The organism is Chitinophaga sp. Hz27 (genome assembly GCF_042263525.1).
In the GTDB taxonomy this organism is placed as follows: domain Bacteria; phylum Bacteroidota; class Bacteroidia; order Chitinophagales; family Chitinophagaceae; genus Chitinophaga.
This window is the reverse complement of record NZ_JBHKFJ010000007.1, coordinates 430,074-447,749: the sequence shown is the minus strand read 5'-3', so window position 1 is coordinate 447,749 and position 17,676 is coordinate 430,074. Positions and strand designations below refer to the sequence as shown.

Annotated in this window: 12 protein-coding genes; 9 read left to right on the top strand and 3 right to left on the bottom strand. The window is 44.3% G+C overall.

Annotated elements, in window-relative coordinates; genetic code table 11:
• Positions 1 to 7 precede the first annotated feature (7 nt).
• The 3 genes from thrC to thrA form a co-directional block, all read right to left on the bottom strand.
• A complete protein-coding gene (gene thrC, locus ACE38W_RS18845) occupies positions 8 to 1,333 on the bottom strand; it encodes a threonine synthase (RefSeq protein ID WP_375833190.1) in 1,326 nt (441 codons plus the stop codon).
• 18 nt (positions 1,334 to 1,351) lie between these two features.
• Positions 1,352 to 2,278: a homoserine kinase gene (locus ACE38W_RS18840; RefSeq protein ID WP_375833187.1), complete on the bottom strand. Its 927-nt coding sequence runs from the start codon at positions 2,276 to 2,278 to the stop codon at positions 1,352 to 1,354.
• A 68-nt stretch (positions 2,279 to 2,346) separates the two neighbouring features.
• Positions 2,347 to 4,788 (bottom strand): bifunctional aspartate kinase/homoserine dehydrogenase I, encoded by a 2,442-nt coding sequence (thrA, locus tag ACE38W_RS18835; protein WP_375833185.1) that lies wholly within the window; start codon positions 4,786 to 4,788, stop codon positions 2,347 to 2,349.
• 923 nt (positions 4,789 to 5,711) lie between these two features.
• On the opposite strand from thrA, the gene ACE38W_RS18830 reads away from it, so the two are divergent.
• From ACE38W_RS18830 to ACE38W_RS18790, 9 genes are all read left to right on the top strand, one after another.
• Positions 5,712 to 7,031 (top strand): homogentisate 1,2-dioxygenase, encoded by a 1,320-nt coding sequence (locus tag ACE38W_RS18830; RefSeq protein WP_375833182.1) that lies wholly within the window; start codon positions 5,712 to 5,714, stop codon positions 7,029 to 7,031.
• Between the two features lie 63 nt (positions 7,032 to 7,094).
• Entirely contained in the window at positions 7,095 to 8,225 is a 1,131-nt protein-coding gene (hppD, locus tag ACE38W_RS18825) for a 4-hydroxyphenylpyruvate dioxygenase (RefSeq protein WP_375833179.1), read from the top strand.
• A 263-nt stretch (positions 8,226 to 8,488) separates the two neighbouring features.
• On the top strand, positions 8,489 to 9,325 hold the full coding sequence (locus ACE38W_RS18820; RefSeq protein WP_375833177.1) for a helix-turn-helix domain-containing protein: 837 nt from the start codon (positions 8,489 to 8,491) through the stop codon (positions 9,323 to 9,325).
• Between the two features lie 210 nt (positions 9,326 to 9,535).
• Positions 9,536 to 10,342, top strand: coding sequence for a hypothetical protein (locus tag ACE38W_RS18815; RefSeq protein WP_375833175.1), 807 nt, complete (start codon positions 9,536 to 9,538; stop codon positions 10,340 to 10,342).
• Between the two features lie 270 nt (positions 10,343 to 10,612).
• Complete coding sequence (locus tag ACE38W_RS18810) at positions 10,613 to 11,362, top strand: murein L,D-transpeptidase family protein (RefSeq protein ID WP_375833172.1); 750 nt, start codon at positions 10,613 to 10,615, stop codon at positions 11,360 to 11,362.
• A gap of 151 nt (positions 11,363 to 11,513) precedes the next feature.
• Positions 11,514 to 12,089 (top strand): gluconate 2-dehydrogenase subunit 3 family protein, encoded by a 576-nt coding sequence (locus ACE38W_RS18805; protein WP_375833169.1) that lies wholly within the window; start codon positions 11,514 to 11,516, stop codon positions 12,087 to 12,089.
• A gap of 89 nt (positions 12,090 to 12,178) precedes the next feature.
• Positions 12,179 to 13,879: a GMC oxidoreductase gene (locus ACE38W_RS18800; protein WP_375833166.1), complete on the top strand. Its 1,701-nt coding sequence runs from the start codon at positions 12,179 to 12,181 to the stop codon at positions 13,877 to 13,879.
• A gap of 122 nt (positions 13,880 to 14,001) precedes the next feature.
• Positions 14,002 to 15,699: a GMC oxidoreductase gene (locus tag ACE38W_RS18795; protein ID WP_375833164.1), complete on the top strand. Its 1,698-nt coding sequence runs from the start codon at positions 14,002 to 14,004 to the stop codon at positions 15,697 to 15,699.
• Between the two features lie 153 nt (positions 15,700 to 15,852).
• Complete coding sequence (locus ACE38W_RS18790) at positions 15,853 to 17,670, top strand: beta-galactosidase family protein (protein WP_375833162.1); 1,818 nt, start codon at positions 15,853 to 15,855, stop codon at positions 17,668 to 17,670.
• Positions 17,671 to 17,676 lie beyond the last annotated feature (6 nt).

The window sequence follows — 17,676 nt, the reverse complement described above, 5'->3', positions numbered from 1 at the left end:
CGCCAAATTAACGGCTTAATTCTGAATTCTGAAATTCTAACTGCATTAAAGTCTTTTTTAAGGCCTGATAATCTGCCGGAATAACAATAGAGGACTTTTCTTTTCCATAAAGACTCATCACTTTTGCCGGGGTATGGATCTCATCACGGATAGACTTAGGCGCGGTATCCTCGAATTTCACGGGGTGGGCTGTTTCCAGGAAAACACCGGTAACTTCAGGGTCTTCTGCGAGGTATTTCTGCAAGCCCAGATAGCCTACGGCGCCATGCGGATCCAACATATAATGTGATTCTTTATAAACCCGCTCCATGGTGCGTGCAGTCTCTTTATCGTTGAAGCTGTAGGAGCTCATGCTGGCAGCCAGTTCTGGTAAGTTCTTGCCATATAACTCCAATACACGTACGAAATTACTTGGATCCGCTACGTCCATCGCGTTAGATAGGGTCGGAACGGCACGGGCAGGCTCATATTTGCCGGATTGCATATAGCGTGGCACGGTATCGTTGCTATTGGTGGCAGCGATAAAGTGATGTACTGGCAAACCAATGGCAGCAGCCATCATACCGGCACAAATATTTCCAAAGTTGCCGCTAGGCACAGAGAATACTACATTAGGATGTGCCGCCTTCATCTGTTTATACGCCAGGAAGTAATAGAACATCTGTGGCAGCCAGCGGGCTACGTTGATGGAGTTGGCAGATGTCAATGGACGCTTTGCCTGCACTTCCTGATCGAGGAAGGCGGTTTTTACCATTTGCTGGCAATCATCAAAAGTGCCTAAAACTTCCAGTGCGCGCACGTTTCCACCAAGGGTGGTGAGCTGCTTTTCCTGTAAAGTGCTCACCATTTTGGAAGGGTAGAGGATAATCACTTCAACACCAGGCACATTATAGAACCCACTGGCAACAGCTGCACCCGTATCACCGGAAGTAGCCACCAGCACTGTTACTGGCGTTTTACTGTTCCTACGGAAATATCCCAGACAGCCAGCCATGAACCTGGCGCCGACATCTTTGAAGGCGAGGGTAGGGCCGTGGAAGAGTTCCAGCGCGTAGGTAGCACGCGAAACCTTTTGTATAGGAAAAGGAAAATGCAGGGTATCTGCAATAATCTTCTTTAATTTATCTTCAGGGATTTCATCTCCTACAAAAGCTTTAATGACCTCGTAACCAATTTCGTGGTCTGAGTATTTGTCCAGGTTTTTGATAAAAGCCGGATCGAGCTGTGGTATCTGCTCCGGGAAATACAATCCTTTATCTGGCGCCATACTTTGTGTAACAGCAGTCTCGAAGGATACTTTATGTGCCGGATTTTGCAAGCTGTAGTACTGCATAGAACAATCTTTAAAAAGTTAATCAATCACCTTTACTCCTGCTGTATTAATACGGGAAACGTAGATTTTATAGTCGACTCCTAATGGAGCATATACCTTGTCCATAGTTTCTGCCACTTTGCGGGCATTGCCTTCGCCTTTGCTCAGCATGAAAACGGAAGGGCCGGAGCCGCTGATACCGCCACCGAGGGCGCCCGCTTCTTTGGATTTAATCTTCAGCTCATGAAAGGCAGGGATCAGGATAGAACGTACCGGTTCTACGATCACATCTTCCAGGGAACGACTGATCAGGTCATAATCATCCTGGTAAAGACCTGCTACAAGCGCGCCTACATTACCCCACTGACGAATAGCATCTGTCATCAATACTTTCTGTTTCAAGATCTCGCGTGCATCAGAAGTTTTTACTTCTATCTGCGGATGTATAACGGTTACCCATAACTCAGATGGACAGCGCAGGGAGATAATATCCAGTGGTCTGTAGCTCCTTACCATGGTGAATCCACCGAGGATGGCAGGTGCTACGTTGTCCGCATGGGCCGAACCGGATGCCAGTCTTTCACCTTCCATGGCAAAGCGTACCAGCTGTTTGCGGCTAAAAGGCTCGCCGAGCAGATAGTTGACACCTACTACAGCGCCGGCACTGCTGGCAGCACTGGAGCCGATGCCGCTACCTGGATGTATGTTCTTGAATATTTCTATTTCTATGCCAACTTCAGGATTTTCATACTTCTGTAATAAAGCCTGAACAGCAACACCGGCCACATTTTTAAGCGGGTCTAACGGGAGGTCAGCCCCGTGAACGGCGGTAATACGGATGCCGGGTTCCTTGCTCCTGCGCAGGATCATTTCATCGCCGGGTGCGTCCATGGCCAGTCCTATTACATCAAAGCCGCAGGCAACATTAGCAACAGTGCCAGGAGCAAATACTTTTATACAATCCATATACTTAATTTAATAATTGAAATTTAGGAACGGTGAATGCGGTGAGAAGGATAATGAAAACTTAATACCTATCTCGCCGTTCTGATGATGTCAGCAAATATCCCGGATGCTGTTACATCTGCACCTGCACCTGCTCCCTTCACAATCAGTGGCTGTTCTTTATACCTGCTGGTAGTGTATAATACAATGTTATCTTTTCCTTCCAGATTATAGAACGGATGTTCCGGCGCTATCTGTTGTAAACCTACAGAAGCTTTGCCTTCCTCATAACGGGCAACAAACTTAAGGCGTTTGCCCTGAGAAGATGCCTGCTGCAACAATCCTTTGAAATGATCTGCATGCACATCCAGCTGGTCATAGAAATCAGCCACAGAAGGGGCGTTCAGACAAGCATCTGGTAAGAAAAGGTTGTTGGTGATGTCATCCATTTCCATTTTTGCACCACTTTCACGGGCAAGGATCAGGATCTTGCGCATTACATCCACACCACTCAGATCTATACGTGGATCTGGTTCGGTGTAACCCTCATCCTGTGCAGCTTTTACCACCTTGCGGAAGTCGGCTCCGTTAACGAAATTATTGAATACAAAATTGAGACTGCCACTCAGTACAGCTTCAATACTGTGCACCCGATCGCCGCTGCGGATAAGATCATTTAAGGTGTTGATCACCGGTAATCCTGCGCCTACATTGGTTTCGAAGAGGAAAGATGCATCATACTTGCGCGCCAGCTCTTTCAGCTCTTTATAATATTGGTAGTCTGATGAACAAGCGATTTTGTTACAGGTAACAACAGAGATACCATGTTGGAGGAATTCGCGGTAAACCTTGGCTACATCTGCACTTGCGGTGTTATCCACGAAAACGCTGTTGCGTAGGTTAAGTGTTTTTATTCTTTCAATGAACTGTTGCAAATCGTTGTTGTCGCCCTGTGGCAGCTGATCGCGCCAGTCACTCAGTTTGATGCCGTATTCGCTCAGCAACATGTTTCTACTGTTTGCTAGCCCGGCCACACGTATCTGTAATCCCAGTTCATCTTGCAGGAAGCTTTGTTGCTGCTGCAATTGTTCCAGTAATTTGCCGCCCACGTTGCCTGCACCAGCAATGAATAGGTTGACCTGTTTCAGTGGTTGCTCAAAGAAGGTTTCATGTATGAGGTTAAGTGCTTTTTTAACATCTGCTTTGTTGATGACAGCAGAGATGTTTTTTTCTGTTGATCCTTGTGCGATAGCGCGAACATTGACACCATTGCGGCCCAGTGTACCAAATAGTTTGCCGCTGGTGCCGTGGTGGTTTTTCATTTTATCACCTACTACCGCCACGATGCAAAGGTCTTTCTCAACCAGCAGTGGTTCTATTTTTTTCTCATGGATCTCGATGGCAAATTCTTCGTCAACGGTCGCTTTGGCGGCGAGCATTTCATTTTCGTGTATACCTACAGTGATCGAGTGTTCAGAAGAACTCTGTGTAATGAGAATAACGTTTATGCGTTCACGTGAGAGTGCTTCGAACAGGCGTTTGGAGAATCCTGGGATACCCACCATGCCGCTACCTTCGAGGGTTAGTAAGGCAATGTGTTGTATGCCGGAAATTCCTGTTACTGGGTAGTTACGATCGGTGCCATCGTGGATCAATGTGCCGTAATCGTTAGGCGCAAAGGTGTTTTTGATCCACACTGGAATTCGTTTATCCATTACCGGTTGTATGGTAGGAGGGTAGATGACCTTAGCGCCGAAGTGCGAAAGTTCCATCGCCTCTTCGTAAGAGATATGTGCAATTGGAATGGCTTGCGATACCATACGTGGATCAGCGGTCATCATACCACTAACGTCTGTCCAGATGTCCAGCAGGTCGGCATTTACAGCGGCAGCAATGATAGCAGCAGTGTAATCGGAGCCACCACGGCCAAGTGTAGTCGTTTCTCCTTCGATAGTAGCAGCTACAAACCCTGGTAATACAGTGTAGTCCGCCTGTTGCTGATCGAAGAATGCTTTTATATTATGATTGGTTGCTGCGAAATTAACTGCGGCATGACCAAAGTGATTATCTGTTACAATGAGTTCGCGGCTGTCTTTCCAGGCTGCATGGAGGCCCTGTTGTTTCAATTTTTCCGCTACAAATACACAGGAGATCAGTTCGCCGAAGCTCATGATTTTATCCAGACTTCTTTTACTGAGCTCGCCTATCTGATAGATACCGTCACAGAGGTTTTCCAGTGCATTCAATTTCTTTTTCAGCTGGCTGATTAAGCTGCTCTGTGCAGTAATGGGGAATAACTCACGGATGGCGGTGAGGTGGCGGGTTTCTATTTCTTCCAACACAGCTTTATACTGATCATTGCCGGCGCTGGCGAGCTGTCCGCAGCTGATCAGTTTATCGGTGATACCTCCCATGGCAGATACAACGACAGCGAATTTTCCTGTTGGTTTATTTTCTTTCAGTATGAGGCAAACTTGTTCTATGGCTTTAGCACTGCCTACGGATGTACCTCCGAATTTTAAAACTTGCATATTAAATAAAGTTTATACGTATGGATTTTCCGGTTCCTTCCGGCTGTTTACCGCTCGTTGCGGTCGTTGGATGATATGTGAAAATTAACCCCGCACTGGGGTTGTAATAATGGTGGTTGTAATAATAGTGCTCATGCATTCCCCGGAGGAGGGAGTGAAGGAGAGGTGATATGTAGAGAAGTGTTGCACTATTACTTTTTTGTGACGATTGTGTTACAAAAGTCTATATTTCCAACGGTAATTAAAAGTGCAGTGAATATATTTTGAAATATTTCAAAATTGATGGTTTTAGATTGTTAAATTTTAAGTATTTGTTGTTTTATTAGATGTTTTAATTGTTTTATGAGACAATAATGTAGATAAATTATTTGCGTATATGCGACCGGGTAGTATGTTTTTTAAATTTAACTGACATTTACATGACAAAAAGATGTTTGATTATGATTTTGAATGAGCATTGCCTGGATTCAGCTGACAGCAACCTGACATGAATAATTAATGCCCCGTTAGATATTCCTTGCCGATGAAAGGTATTGTTCCAAACTTCCATGGCAAATCTTGTTGCCATTTATTGTTAATGCAGCAGCTCCGCAGCTATTAGTAAATAATACACCCATAAAATCATCTGAACTAAAAAAATCTGGCGGTGGTAACCAAATACCAATAATTTATCATTAACTTTAGCGAGTAAACAAATACAGGCATTGTCTGAATCATTAAAATATACATCTAATAGTCAGCTACGCTACTATTTTCTCATGGCCACCCTCGCCATGGATTCGGCTTTGTAATAACCCTTACTTCCATGCCCTAACCGGGCCCTTTCCTGTAATTATAGCGTAACTTTGTAGTAGCTGATAAACCTGCTTCATCGTTTCATTGCTACTTCAGCATTTGCTGCTAGTCCGGCTGTTCTTACACGAATGGTTTTAACAACCAGCGCTACAAACTGGTTATCATCTCAGGAAATATATCATCAGCAGGAGGTTACGCAGGTAACTGTATCTGCATCTATCTATATAAATCATACACCAGAACAACATCATACACCAACACAATCCTATTCATTATTCAATATTCCTGTTATGCCGCATTATCATAAACTAGGACAGATTCCACATAAGCGCCACACACAGTTCAGGAAACCGGACGGAGGCCTCTACTCGGAACAATTGTTTTCGACAGAAGGTTTCTCTTCCCATTCCACACTGCTATATCATTGCCATCCACCAACTGAAATAGTGAAAGTAGATGAGCCTTATCAGGTTGCTCCAAAAGTAGCAGAAGAGAAAATGCTGAAACACCGCAGTTTCCAGGGCTTCAATATCGCTCCGGAAGATGATTTTCTGAAAAGTCGCAAAGCCGTACTCGTTAACAGCGACCTCCACATCGTATTAGCTGCTCCACGTAAAAGCATGCGCGACTACTTCTACAAAAATGCCGATGCGGATGAAATGATCTTCATTCATGAAGGTACCGGTACATTGAAAACGCAATATGGTCAACTGAAATTTGGCTACGGCGATTACCTCGTTATTCCAAGAGGTACAATCTATCAGATTCAATTTGATACTGAAAATAACAGACTCTTTATTGTTGAATCGTTTAGCCCTATACGTTATCCTAAACGTTATCTCAGCAAATATGGGCAGCTGCTGGAACACTCGCCCTACTGCGAGCGTGACATCAGGCAGCCTGAAAACCTGGAAACTATTGATCAGGAAGGCGACTTCGTTATTAATATTAAAAAGAAAGGCGTAATGTATCCTATCCATTACAAACATCATCCATTTGATGTGGTTGGATGGGATGGTTGCGAATATCCATTTGCTTTTTCCATCCACGACTTCGAACCAATTACAGGTCGCGTGCATCAGCCGCCACCAGTCCACCAAACCTTTGAAGGCACCAACTTCGTAGTGTGCTCTTTCTGTCCACGCTTGTTCGACTACCATCCGCAAGCTATCCCTGCTCCTTACAATCACAGTAATATCGACAGTGATGAAGTACTATATTATGTAGATGGTGATTTCATGAGCCGTAAACATGTTACACGTGGTATGATCACCCTGCATCCTGCAGGCATTCCGCATGGTCCTCATCCTGGCGCTGTTGAAAAAAGTATCGGCGCTAAAGAAACGAAAGAACTGGCAGTAATGGTTGATACTTTCCATCCGCTGCAGATAACAGAAGCCGCGCTGGGTATAGAAGATGGCTCCTATACCATGAGCTGGGCCGAATAAATTTCCTGTAATCAAATACCAATCTTGTTACAACAAAATCTTTAAACCAATTAATTGAATGTTATGGAAACAGCTACCAGGAATACAGCTACAACCACAGGTCAGCAAGACTTTTTACCGTTGAATGGAACTGACTATGTTGAGTTTTATGTAGGAAATGCAAAACAGGCTGCCAACTATTATAAAACAGCTTTCGGTTTTCAGTCTGCCGCTTATGCAGGCCCTGAAACTGGTGTAAGAGACCGCGTTTCTTATGTGCTGACACAAAATAAACTTCGCTTTGTTCTTACTTCTCCGTTACATCCGGATAGTCCAATTGCTGAACATATCAACGTACATGGCGATGGTATTAAAGTGCTGGCCCTTTGGGTGGATGATGCGCGTTCTGCCTATGAAGAAACGATTAAGCGTGGCGCTAAATCTTACATGGAGCCAACCGTTGAAAAAGATGAATTCGGTGAAGTAGTACGTAGTGGTATTCATACGTACGGCGATACTGTTCATATTTTTGTAGAACGTAAGAATTACAATGGTGCTTTCATGCCAGGCTATCGCGAATGGAAAACCGTTTATAACCCAACCGATACTGGTTTGTTATATGTAGATCATTGTGTTGGTAACGTAGGTTGGAACGAAATGAATACTTGGGTAGATTTCTACGAACAGGTAATGGGCTTCCGCAACCTGTTGTCGTTCGATGATAAGGATATCTCTACAGAATATTCTGCACTCATGAGTAAAGTAATGAGTAACGGTAACGGTCGTGTGAAATTCCCAATCAATGAGCCGGCAGAAGGTAAAAAGAAATCACAGATCGAAGAGTACCTGGATTTCTATGGTGGTCCTGGTGTACAACACGTGGCTATTGCTACCAATGATATCGTTAAAACCGTAGCTGAGCTGCAGGCGCGCGGTGTGGAATTCCTTACTGTTCCTTCTTCCTACTATGAAACATTGCTGGAAAGAGTAGGTAAGATAGATGAAGAAATTGCTCCACTGCAGCAACTGGGCATCCTGGTAGATCGTGATGATGAAGGGTATCTGCTGCAGATCTTCACCAAACCAGTACAGGATCGTCCTACTGTATTCTTCGAAATTATTCAGCGTAAAGGTGCGCAATCATTTGGTAAAGGTAATTTCAAAGCCTTGTTCGAATCTATCGAAAGAGAGCAGGCGCTGAGAGGAAACCTGTAAATCATACTTCAAAACAACAACAAGGTCTACCTGCTGGTCCGCTTCGGGAATTTCCGGGGCGGATCTTTTTTGTTTGCCTATATCGGTTACTCGGATATTAGTTTTAGGCAGAAATAATAGTAAAAAATCGCAAAGCTTTAGAAACAAGCCATGGTAGCTGTTTTTATTTAGAAAATAGTAAAATAACGCAGGGATGACTGACAACATAACCGAATTTAAATAGCTTTGCAGAAGAAGTTGTAATCCCCAATTTCCGCCCTGCTATGGTACTCACAACTGAAGCACTCCCGGCACTACCCCTGCGTGATTTTATCAGTAGTTATTGTCTGCGGGAAATAGATACCAATGGTACAGATCTGGTAAAGGCTATTCATGCTATTGATCAGTCATTTATGACCTTCTGGCTTGCAAAAACGCCTTTATTATATGCTACGAGTAAAGGTACTTCCTCCATTAATACTAAAGAAAGGCAACTGCTTTGCATTCCTAGTCGTTTCCAGGGGTATCAAACCTATAATGGCCGTTATAGTTTCTTTTCAGTTAACCTCAAGGCCAATGGATTTTATCGGATTTTCAATGTCCCTATGCAGTTACTGAGCGATACCCTTGTACATAGCGATGATGTGATAGGGAAGGAGGTGAGTTTCCTTCAGGAACAGCTGGAGGAAGCAGCAAATCTTCAGCAAATGAAAGCTGTCGCTGATGCTTTTTTTCTTGGCAAGCTAATCCGTAATACCGCTACCGGCACTGGAGATAGAATCACTGCGGCGGCACTGGCTATTAGTGCCTGTCCGGAAGCCTTGAATGTAAAGCAGCTGGCTGCCAGTGTTAATATGAGCCTGCGTGCCCTGGAACAGCACTTTCTGGCGCAGGTGGGTATGCCTCCCAAATTATATGCCCGGGTGTCCAGGTTTATGAAAGCCATGGGTATGAAGATGTCTGACGCGGATATCAACTGGACTACTATCGCGCATACTTGCGGTTACTTTGATCAAATGCACCTGGTAAAAGACTTCAAGGCCTTTACGGGGCAGTCGCCGAGGGCTTTTATGCAGGGCTCACCACCACCTGCCGAGCAATTCGGGCCCGTGCTGGAATAAAATTCACTGCATTTAAATAGCAGTCCTTACCTGTAATTTTCATAGTAACAAAAAATTAATGTGTATTTTTTGTTATGTCAAATCCGTGCAGTAGATTCACTCGTATCTATTATGCCCATAGTTTTGTCTGTAGGCGTTACTCATCATTTAGAAGAAGACCATATTACTTTAGAGATCTATTAACCGTTATATAATTAATAATTATAACCTATGCACAACACAACGATTGCCCGTAGGGTAAGCCATGTCCTTTTGTTGTCCGCCTGTGTGCTGACAACTGCTGTTGCCAAAGCCGGTGAGCCAGAACCTACTTATCTGCAAAAAGTTTCCTCACCTCTGGGTCAGACGGTCATTTCTTATAATACCGACCGCACCATCAGCAAACTAACTGTATTGCATAAAGGTGAAAGCGCCGACTACCAGGAAGTGATTGTACCAGTGTATGAGAACGGCCGCATTATCAAAACACTTTCCGGCGACAACCCGGCAGCCACTCCTGCAGACCTGAATACTTCCATGGAATACAACGAAGCTGGTAGGGTGATCAAAATCAGCTATTACCATGCAAATGCCGTATATGCATGGGATTCTTTGGCATATAATCAGGCCGGACAGCTTTCTACCCGTTACATGTACACGAAACAGCCGGCAAAAAATACCTTTGAAAACAGTGGCTACCAGGCCTGGACCTGGGAAAACGGGAATGTAATCCGCCAGGATAATTTTGGAAAACAGCCAGGGTTCTCAAAGTTTATTGCACTTTCGGCTATCAGTTACCGTTATGATAACAAGAATAATCCACAGCAACAGTCAGATCTGATATACCTGACAGACTTCCGCCCGGCACAGTTCTCTGCCAACAATGTAGTGGCTGAAACCCTTACCAGCATGAACTCTTCCAGGGCTGTAACCAACACCTTTGTATACACGTATAATGCAGGTAAATTCCCGGTAAAGGCAACCCAAACTTCCGATCTTGATCCGGCAACTGTTAAATTGGAGTGGACAAGGTTGTAATAACCCGGACAATAACTTAACTTTACAACAATATTTAGAGTAATTGTTTCGTTGTCTATGAGCATTCAAACGCTGTTCGGTATTTTGTTTCTGTTAGGTGGGATTTTTCAGGCTTTTACAGCCATTCTGATTTATCAGGGTAGTAAACACTATATTTTAAGGTTTATGAATAAAAAAGTAGCCTTAGTGGTATATTCATTATTAGCCCTGTTTTTGTTTTTTCTTGCGTATATTAATCTGGCATAACTTAAAATTTTTTGTTGATCTGGTATGAAGCGACTACTTATACTCGCACTGATGTTGTTGGCAGGGGGCACTTTGTTTGCCCAGCAATCTTTTCTTGAAAACCAGAAAATGTATCCTAAAGTAGGAGAGGCATATCGTCAGAAAGAAGAATTGCTCAGAAAGGAATTTGAAAAGAAAGGCCTGGCATATCCGGCCAGGTATATATTTATACGCTCTTTCAAGCTCGACAGTGAAATGGAAATCTGGGTGAAAAACAATCCCCAGGATACTTTCCGTCTGTTCAAATCTTATAGGGTATGTACTTTATCCGGGAAGATGGGGCCCAAAAGAAGAGAAGGCGACCGACAGGTGCCAGAAGGGTTCTATTATATCAATGATTTCAACCCAAACAGCAACTATCATCTGTCGCTGGGTATAAATTATCCTAACTTCTCAGACCGTATCCTGAGCGATCCTAAAAAGCCAGGAAACGAAATATACATACATGGTAACTGCATTACCGTAGGTTGTATTCCGTTAACGGATGAATTTATCGACGAAGTATATATACTCGCGGTCAATGCTAAAAATGCTGGACAGGACTTCATTCCTGTTCATGTATTCCCTGTTAAATTCAGCAATTACCGTTCTGTAGAATACCTGGGTAATTTCCCGGTTGCAGATTCTATCAGTCGTCCGTTCTGGGCTGACCTGAGAACTGCTTATGAATATTTCGAGAAGCACCACAAATTACCGGTGGTAATGATCGATGACAAAGGCAAATACGTAATGTAAGCACTGTATAATAATATTATTTGCGAAAAGGTCTGGCTGTTTCAGCCAGGCCTTTTCGCTTTTATAACCAATTACATGCGTTTATCCATGTTAATTTGGATATTAAATATTTTTTTTCAAACTTACCAGTCGGTCAAATCAATATTTACTTATGCACAGAAGAGACGCAATAAGGAATGTGGCGATTTTGTTGGGGACTGCCATTTCCGCTTCCACGTTATCAGCCTTAGAAGGTTGTACAGGCTCCGCTCCTAAAAATTATGATCTCACCAAGCCACAAACGAAAACCATGGTGGCTGAGGTCGCGGAAACCATTATTCCTGCCACCGACACGCCAGGCGCGAAAGCCGGCAAGGTAGACGAATTCATCATCACCATGATGAATGATTGTTACAAGAAAGAAGATCAGGCACTCTTCCTGGAGGGGCTGACAAAAATTGATGAAGCCAGCAACAAGAAATTCAAAAAGGCATTTCTTGACCTGACTCCTGAACAACGCACAGAAGTACTTACCGAAATCGATAAGGAACGCGTTGCTTACAACAAACGTGAAAACAAGAAAGAAGGTGATAAAGCACACTACTTCCAGTTTATGAAAGAACTGACGATGCTGGGCTATTTTACCTCCGAACCCGGTGCTACTAAAGCGCTTCGCTATGTTGCCGTTCCTGGCCACTACGACGGTTGCATCCCTTACAAAAAAGGTGACAAAGCCTGGGCTACCTGATCCTGAATATATTTAGGAATCTATTGCTGACTTTCAGTTTGGTTGGGTTCTGACCACTGAAACTTTCTTGTCTTCTTAAATTGTTGAAAATGAATTTAAATACAAAAGCACAGGCGCAAAATACATATGATGCTATTGTGATCGGTTCCGGTGTGAGTGGTGGTTGGGCTGCCAAGGAACTGACAGAAAAAGGTTTGAAGGTATTAATGCTGGATCGTGGTAAACAACTGGAACACGTAAAAGATTACGATACCGCTACCAAAGATCCATGGGAATTCCCGCACCGTGGCCGCCTGACAGTAGATCAGCGCGAAACACATCCTAAACTGAGTCGTGACTATCCTTACAGTGAACACAACGAAAAATATTGGATCAACGATTCTCAGTCTCCTTATAATGAAGTAAAACGTTTCGATTGGTATCGTCCGGATATCGTTGGTGGTAAGTCCATTATGTGGGGCCGCCAGTCTTACCGCTGGAGTGATATCGATTTCGAAGCTAACCTGAAAGACGGTATCGCCGTTGATTGGCCTATTCGTTATAAAGATTTAGCGCCTTGGTATGATTACGTTGAAAAATTTGCTGGTATCAGTGGTTCCCGTGAAGGACTGCCTCAGCTGCCTGATGGTCAGTTCATGCCTGCAATGCCAATGAACTGCGTAGAAACAGATGTAAAGAAAAGTATTGAAGGTAAGTTCAAAGGGCGTATCATGACAATGGGGCGTGTGGCAAACATCACAGAACCACTGCCAGGCCGCGAAAAATGCCAGTTCCGTAACCTCTGCAGCCGTGGATGTCCATTTGGTGCATACTTCAGCACCCAGTCATCTACATTGCCTGCTGCGATGGCTACTGGTAACCTCACGCTTCGTCCTGATTCCATCGTAAACTCTATCATCTACGATGAAAAATTAGGTAAGGCTACAGGTGTCCGCGTTATCGACAAACATTCCAAAGACATGGTGGAATACTACGCGAAAATCATCTTCGTAAATGGATCTACCTTAGGTACCACCTTCGTACTAATGAACTCTACTTCTAACCGTTTCCAGAATGGTTTAGGAAATGATAGCGGTGTATTAGGTAAATATCTGATGGACCACCACTTCCGCACAGGTGCTTCTGGTACTGCTGAAGGCTATGATGATAAATATTTCTATGGTCGCCGTGCTAACGGTATCTATATTCCTCGTTACCGCAACATCGGCAGCGATAAACGTGATTACCTCCGTGGCTTTGGCTACCAAGGGGGCGCTAGCCGTGGTGCACTTTGGAGCAAAGGTATCGCTGAAATGGGCGTTGGTAAAGACTTCAAAGATTCACTGGTAGAACCAGGCACCTGGTCAATGGGATTAGGTGGCTTCGGAGAATGCTTACCTTATGAAGATAACATGGTAACATTGGATCACTCCGTGAAAGATGCATGGGGCCAGCCAGTGCTGAAATTCGATGTTGAATTTAAAGAGAACGAGAAAAAAATGCGCGTAGACATGATGAATGATGCTGCCGAAATGCTCGAAGCTGCCGGTATGAAAAACATCAAAACCTACGACAATGGCTCATGGCCAGGTATGGCGATCCATGAAATGGGTACCGCTCGTATGGGCCGCGATCCTAAAACTTCTATTCTCAACGGAAACAACCAGATCCACTCTGTTCCGAACGTATTCGTTACAGATGGCGCCAGCATGACTTCCGCTGCATGTGTGAACCCTTCTCTGACCTACATGGCAATGACTGCACGTGCTGCTGATTTCGCCGTGAAAGAACTGAAGAAAGGCAATCTCTGATTGATTTGACCATCATATTAATCACAGGCCGACTGGAAGTAGCAAGGTGATTGTTTCACTACAAAAAACGTAGTGGCGTTGCCGTTAGCAACTTTTAGTCGGCCTTCTTAATGCTGTTATCAATGAACCTTAATATAAAAGCGCAGAAAGAGAATACTTACGATGCTATCGTAGTGGGCTCCGGCATCAGTGGCGGATGGGCAGCGAAAGAGCTCAGTGAAAAAGGCCTCAAAACATTGGTACTCGAAAGAGGTCGTAATGTTGAGCATATCAAAGACTATACTACTGCAATGATGGCTCCATGGGAGTTTAAACATCACTTGCAACATACCAACGAGATGCGTGAACAGCATCCTATCCAAAGCCAATGTTATGCCTTTGATGAAGGTACTCAACAGTTCTGGGTAAACGATCTGGAAAACCCATATAACCAGGTGAAACCTTTCAACTGGCTGCGTGGATACCATGTAGGTGGCCGCTCACTCATGTGGGGCCGCCAGGTATACCGCTGGAGTGATCTGGATTTTGAAGCCAATGCAAAAGATGGGCATGGCGTTGATTGGCCTATCCGTTATAAAGATATTGCACCTTGGTATGAGTATGTAGAGCGTTATATCGGTGTTAGTGGACAGACCGAAGGACTGCCACAATTACCAGATGGTATCTTCATGCCGGCAATGGATATGAACTGCCTGGAGAAAGACGTGGCAGCCCGTATCAAACAACATTTCACTGATCGTATCATGACCATTGGTCGTGTGGCACACGTAACAGTGAAACATCACGACAGAGGTCCTTGCCAGTCAAGAAACCTTTGTGCCCGCGGATGTCCGTTTACCGGCTATTTCAGCAGTAATGGTGTTACATTGCCTGCGGCCGCAGCTACTGGTAATATGACTTTACGGCCTGATTCTATTGTGCTCGAAGTATTGTATGATAAGGATACTTCCAAAGCAACAGGCGTAAGAATCATGGATGCCCACACAAAACAAACCATTGAGTATTATGCTAAAATCATCTTCCTCAATGGTTCCACACTGGGTACCACTTCTATCATGCTCAATTCCGTGTCTGACCGCTTCCCTAACGGCTTCGGTAACGACAGCGGACAGCTTGGCCATAACCTTATGGACCATCACTTTGGTGTAGGTGCATATGGCGATACAGAAGATTTCCAGGACCAATACTACAATGCTGGTCGTCGTCCAAATGGTATTTATATTCCACGCTTCCGTAACGTGAACGCAGCTACGACACAGAAAGACTACGTACGTGGCTTCGGTTATCAAGGCGGCGCTGGCAGGGGCAGAGGAACCAGTTGGGATGGTATCGGCGTGGAATTGAAAGAAGCGCAAAGCATTCCCGGCAAATGGAGCATGGGCATCGGTTCATGGGGAGAGCATCTGCCTTACTTCGAGAATAAGGTATCACTCAATAAAGAGAAAAAAGATAAGTACGGACTGCCAACACTCGACATCGACTGTGAATTTAAGGAGAATGAAAAGGCGATGAGAAAAGATATGCAGCAAAGTGCTGTCGAAATGCTCGAAGCAGCAGGGTTGAAAAATGTAGGTAGTTACGATGGCGCCCCTCCTCCAGGCCACTGTATCCATGAAATGGGTACCGCGCGCATGGGTCGTGATCCTAAAACCTCTGTACTCAACGGTCTCAATCAGGTGCATGCCGCGCAAAACGTATTCGTTACCGATGGCGCTTGCATGGCTTCTTCTTCCTGCGTGAACCCTTCAATTACTTATATGGCACTCACTGCACGTGCATGTGATCATGCTGTATCTGAACTGAAGAAAGGTAATATTTAAGAAGAGGTGCTGCGTTGGAAACAGGGCAGCACTAAATATACTTTTGCTATAAGCGATAAAAAAATGCAAATACTGACATTTTTTTATCGCTTTCTTTTTTACCTGAAAAAGTAAATGTATTTTGAACGCTTATTGGATCAAAATATCAGAACAATGAAAAAGGTGATACTGAGTGGAATGCTGGCACTGTCCTGCTGGATGGGCCAGGGTGCTATGGCACAAGGCAAACATTCCTTTGAGTTAAGTAAAACGGATTTTCTGTTGGATGGCAAGCCATTTCAGATCATCAGCGGCGAGATGCACCCTGCACGTATCCCGCATGAATACTGGCGTCATCGTATCCAGATGGCAAAAGCAATGGGCTGTAATACAATAGCAGCTTACGTTTTCTGGAATTATCATGAAACTGAAAAAGGGAAATTTGACTTCTCTACTACCAATCATAACATTACGGAATTCATCAAAATAGCACAACAGGAAGGCATGTGGGTGATGTTAAGACCCGGTCCTTATGTTTGTGCAGAGTGGGAATTTGGTGGCCTGCCTTCTTACCTTTTACAGACGCCTGATATCAAAGTGCGTTGCTCAGATCCTCGTTATCTTGAGAATGTACAACGTTACGTAGATGCATTGTCTGCGGAGATAAAACCATTATTGGTAACCAATGGCGGCCCTATAGTAATGGTGCAGGTAGAAAATGAATACGGCAGCTATGGCAACGATAAGCAATACTTATATGCGTTGAAAGATATGTGGGTAAAGAATGGTATCAATGTACCTTTCTATACCGCTGACGGCCCTACGCCATTTATGCTCGAAGCAGGCGGTGTGCCGGGAGCAGCAATAGGATTGGATTCTGGCGGTTCCGAGGCCGACTTTGAGCAGGCTAAAAAACAAAATCCAAATGTGCCTTCCTTCAGCAGTGAATCTTATCCAGGCTGGCTGACACATTGGGGCGAACAATGGCAAAGACCAGGTATTGATGGTATTGCCAAAGAAGTGAAATTCCTGATGGACACGAAACGTTCTTTCAACCTTTACGTCATCCACGGTGGTACTAACTTCGGGTACATGGCCGGCGCCAATTCTGGAGGAAAAGGTGGCTACGAGCCTGATGTTACCAGCTATGATTACGATGCACCGATCAATGAACAAGGTGACACCACCGCTAAATATATGGCGCTGCGTAACCTGATCGGTTCTTATCTTCCTAAAGGAAAAAAATTACCTGCCATACCTAAGGCGATTCCTACCACCACCTTTGCTGCGGTGACATTGCAACCTATGACCACTGTTTGGGACCAACTGCCTACGCCTGTGCATACGCCACAGCCAGTGCCTTTTGAGACCCTGGGGCAGGATTATGGATTCATGCTGTATAAGACGACCTTGATCGGTCATAAAAGCGGTAAACTCACCATCAGAGACCTGCATGATTATGCCACTGTTTTCCTCAACGGAAAATTTGTCGGTAAACTGGATCGTAGATTGGGAGAGAAAACTATTGATCTGCCTAAATCTGATGTAAAAGATCCAATACTGGAAATTCTGGTAGAAGGCATGGGACGTATCAATTTTGCAGAAGCGATGATCGACCGTAAAGGTATTACCGACAGAGTAGTACTCAACGGCATGACCCTTATGCAATGGGATCAATACAAGCTCCCGATGAATGAGCAATTCATCCAGCAGCTGCAACCAAAACATGGTGGCAACGATGGCAGGGAAGGTAAGTTCTTTAAGGCCAGCTTCGAATTACCAAAGGCAAATGATACTTATATCGATATGTCAGCCTTCAAAAAAGGTATTGTTTGGGTAAATGGTCATAACCTGGGCCGTTACTGGGAAATAGGACCACAGAAGCATCTGTATTGTCCTGCATCCTGGTTGAAAAAAGGAAGCAATGAAATCGTAGTATTTGACCTGTTGCAGCAGGAACCTGCCAGCGTTCAGGGCGTACGCACACTGTAAAAATAT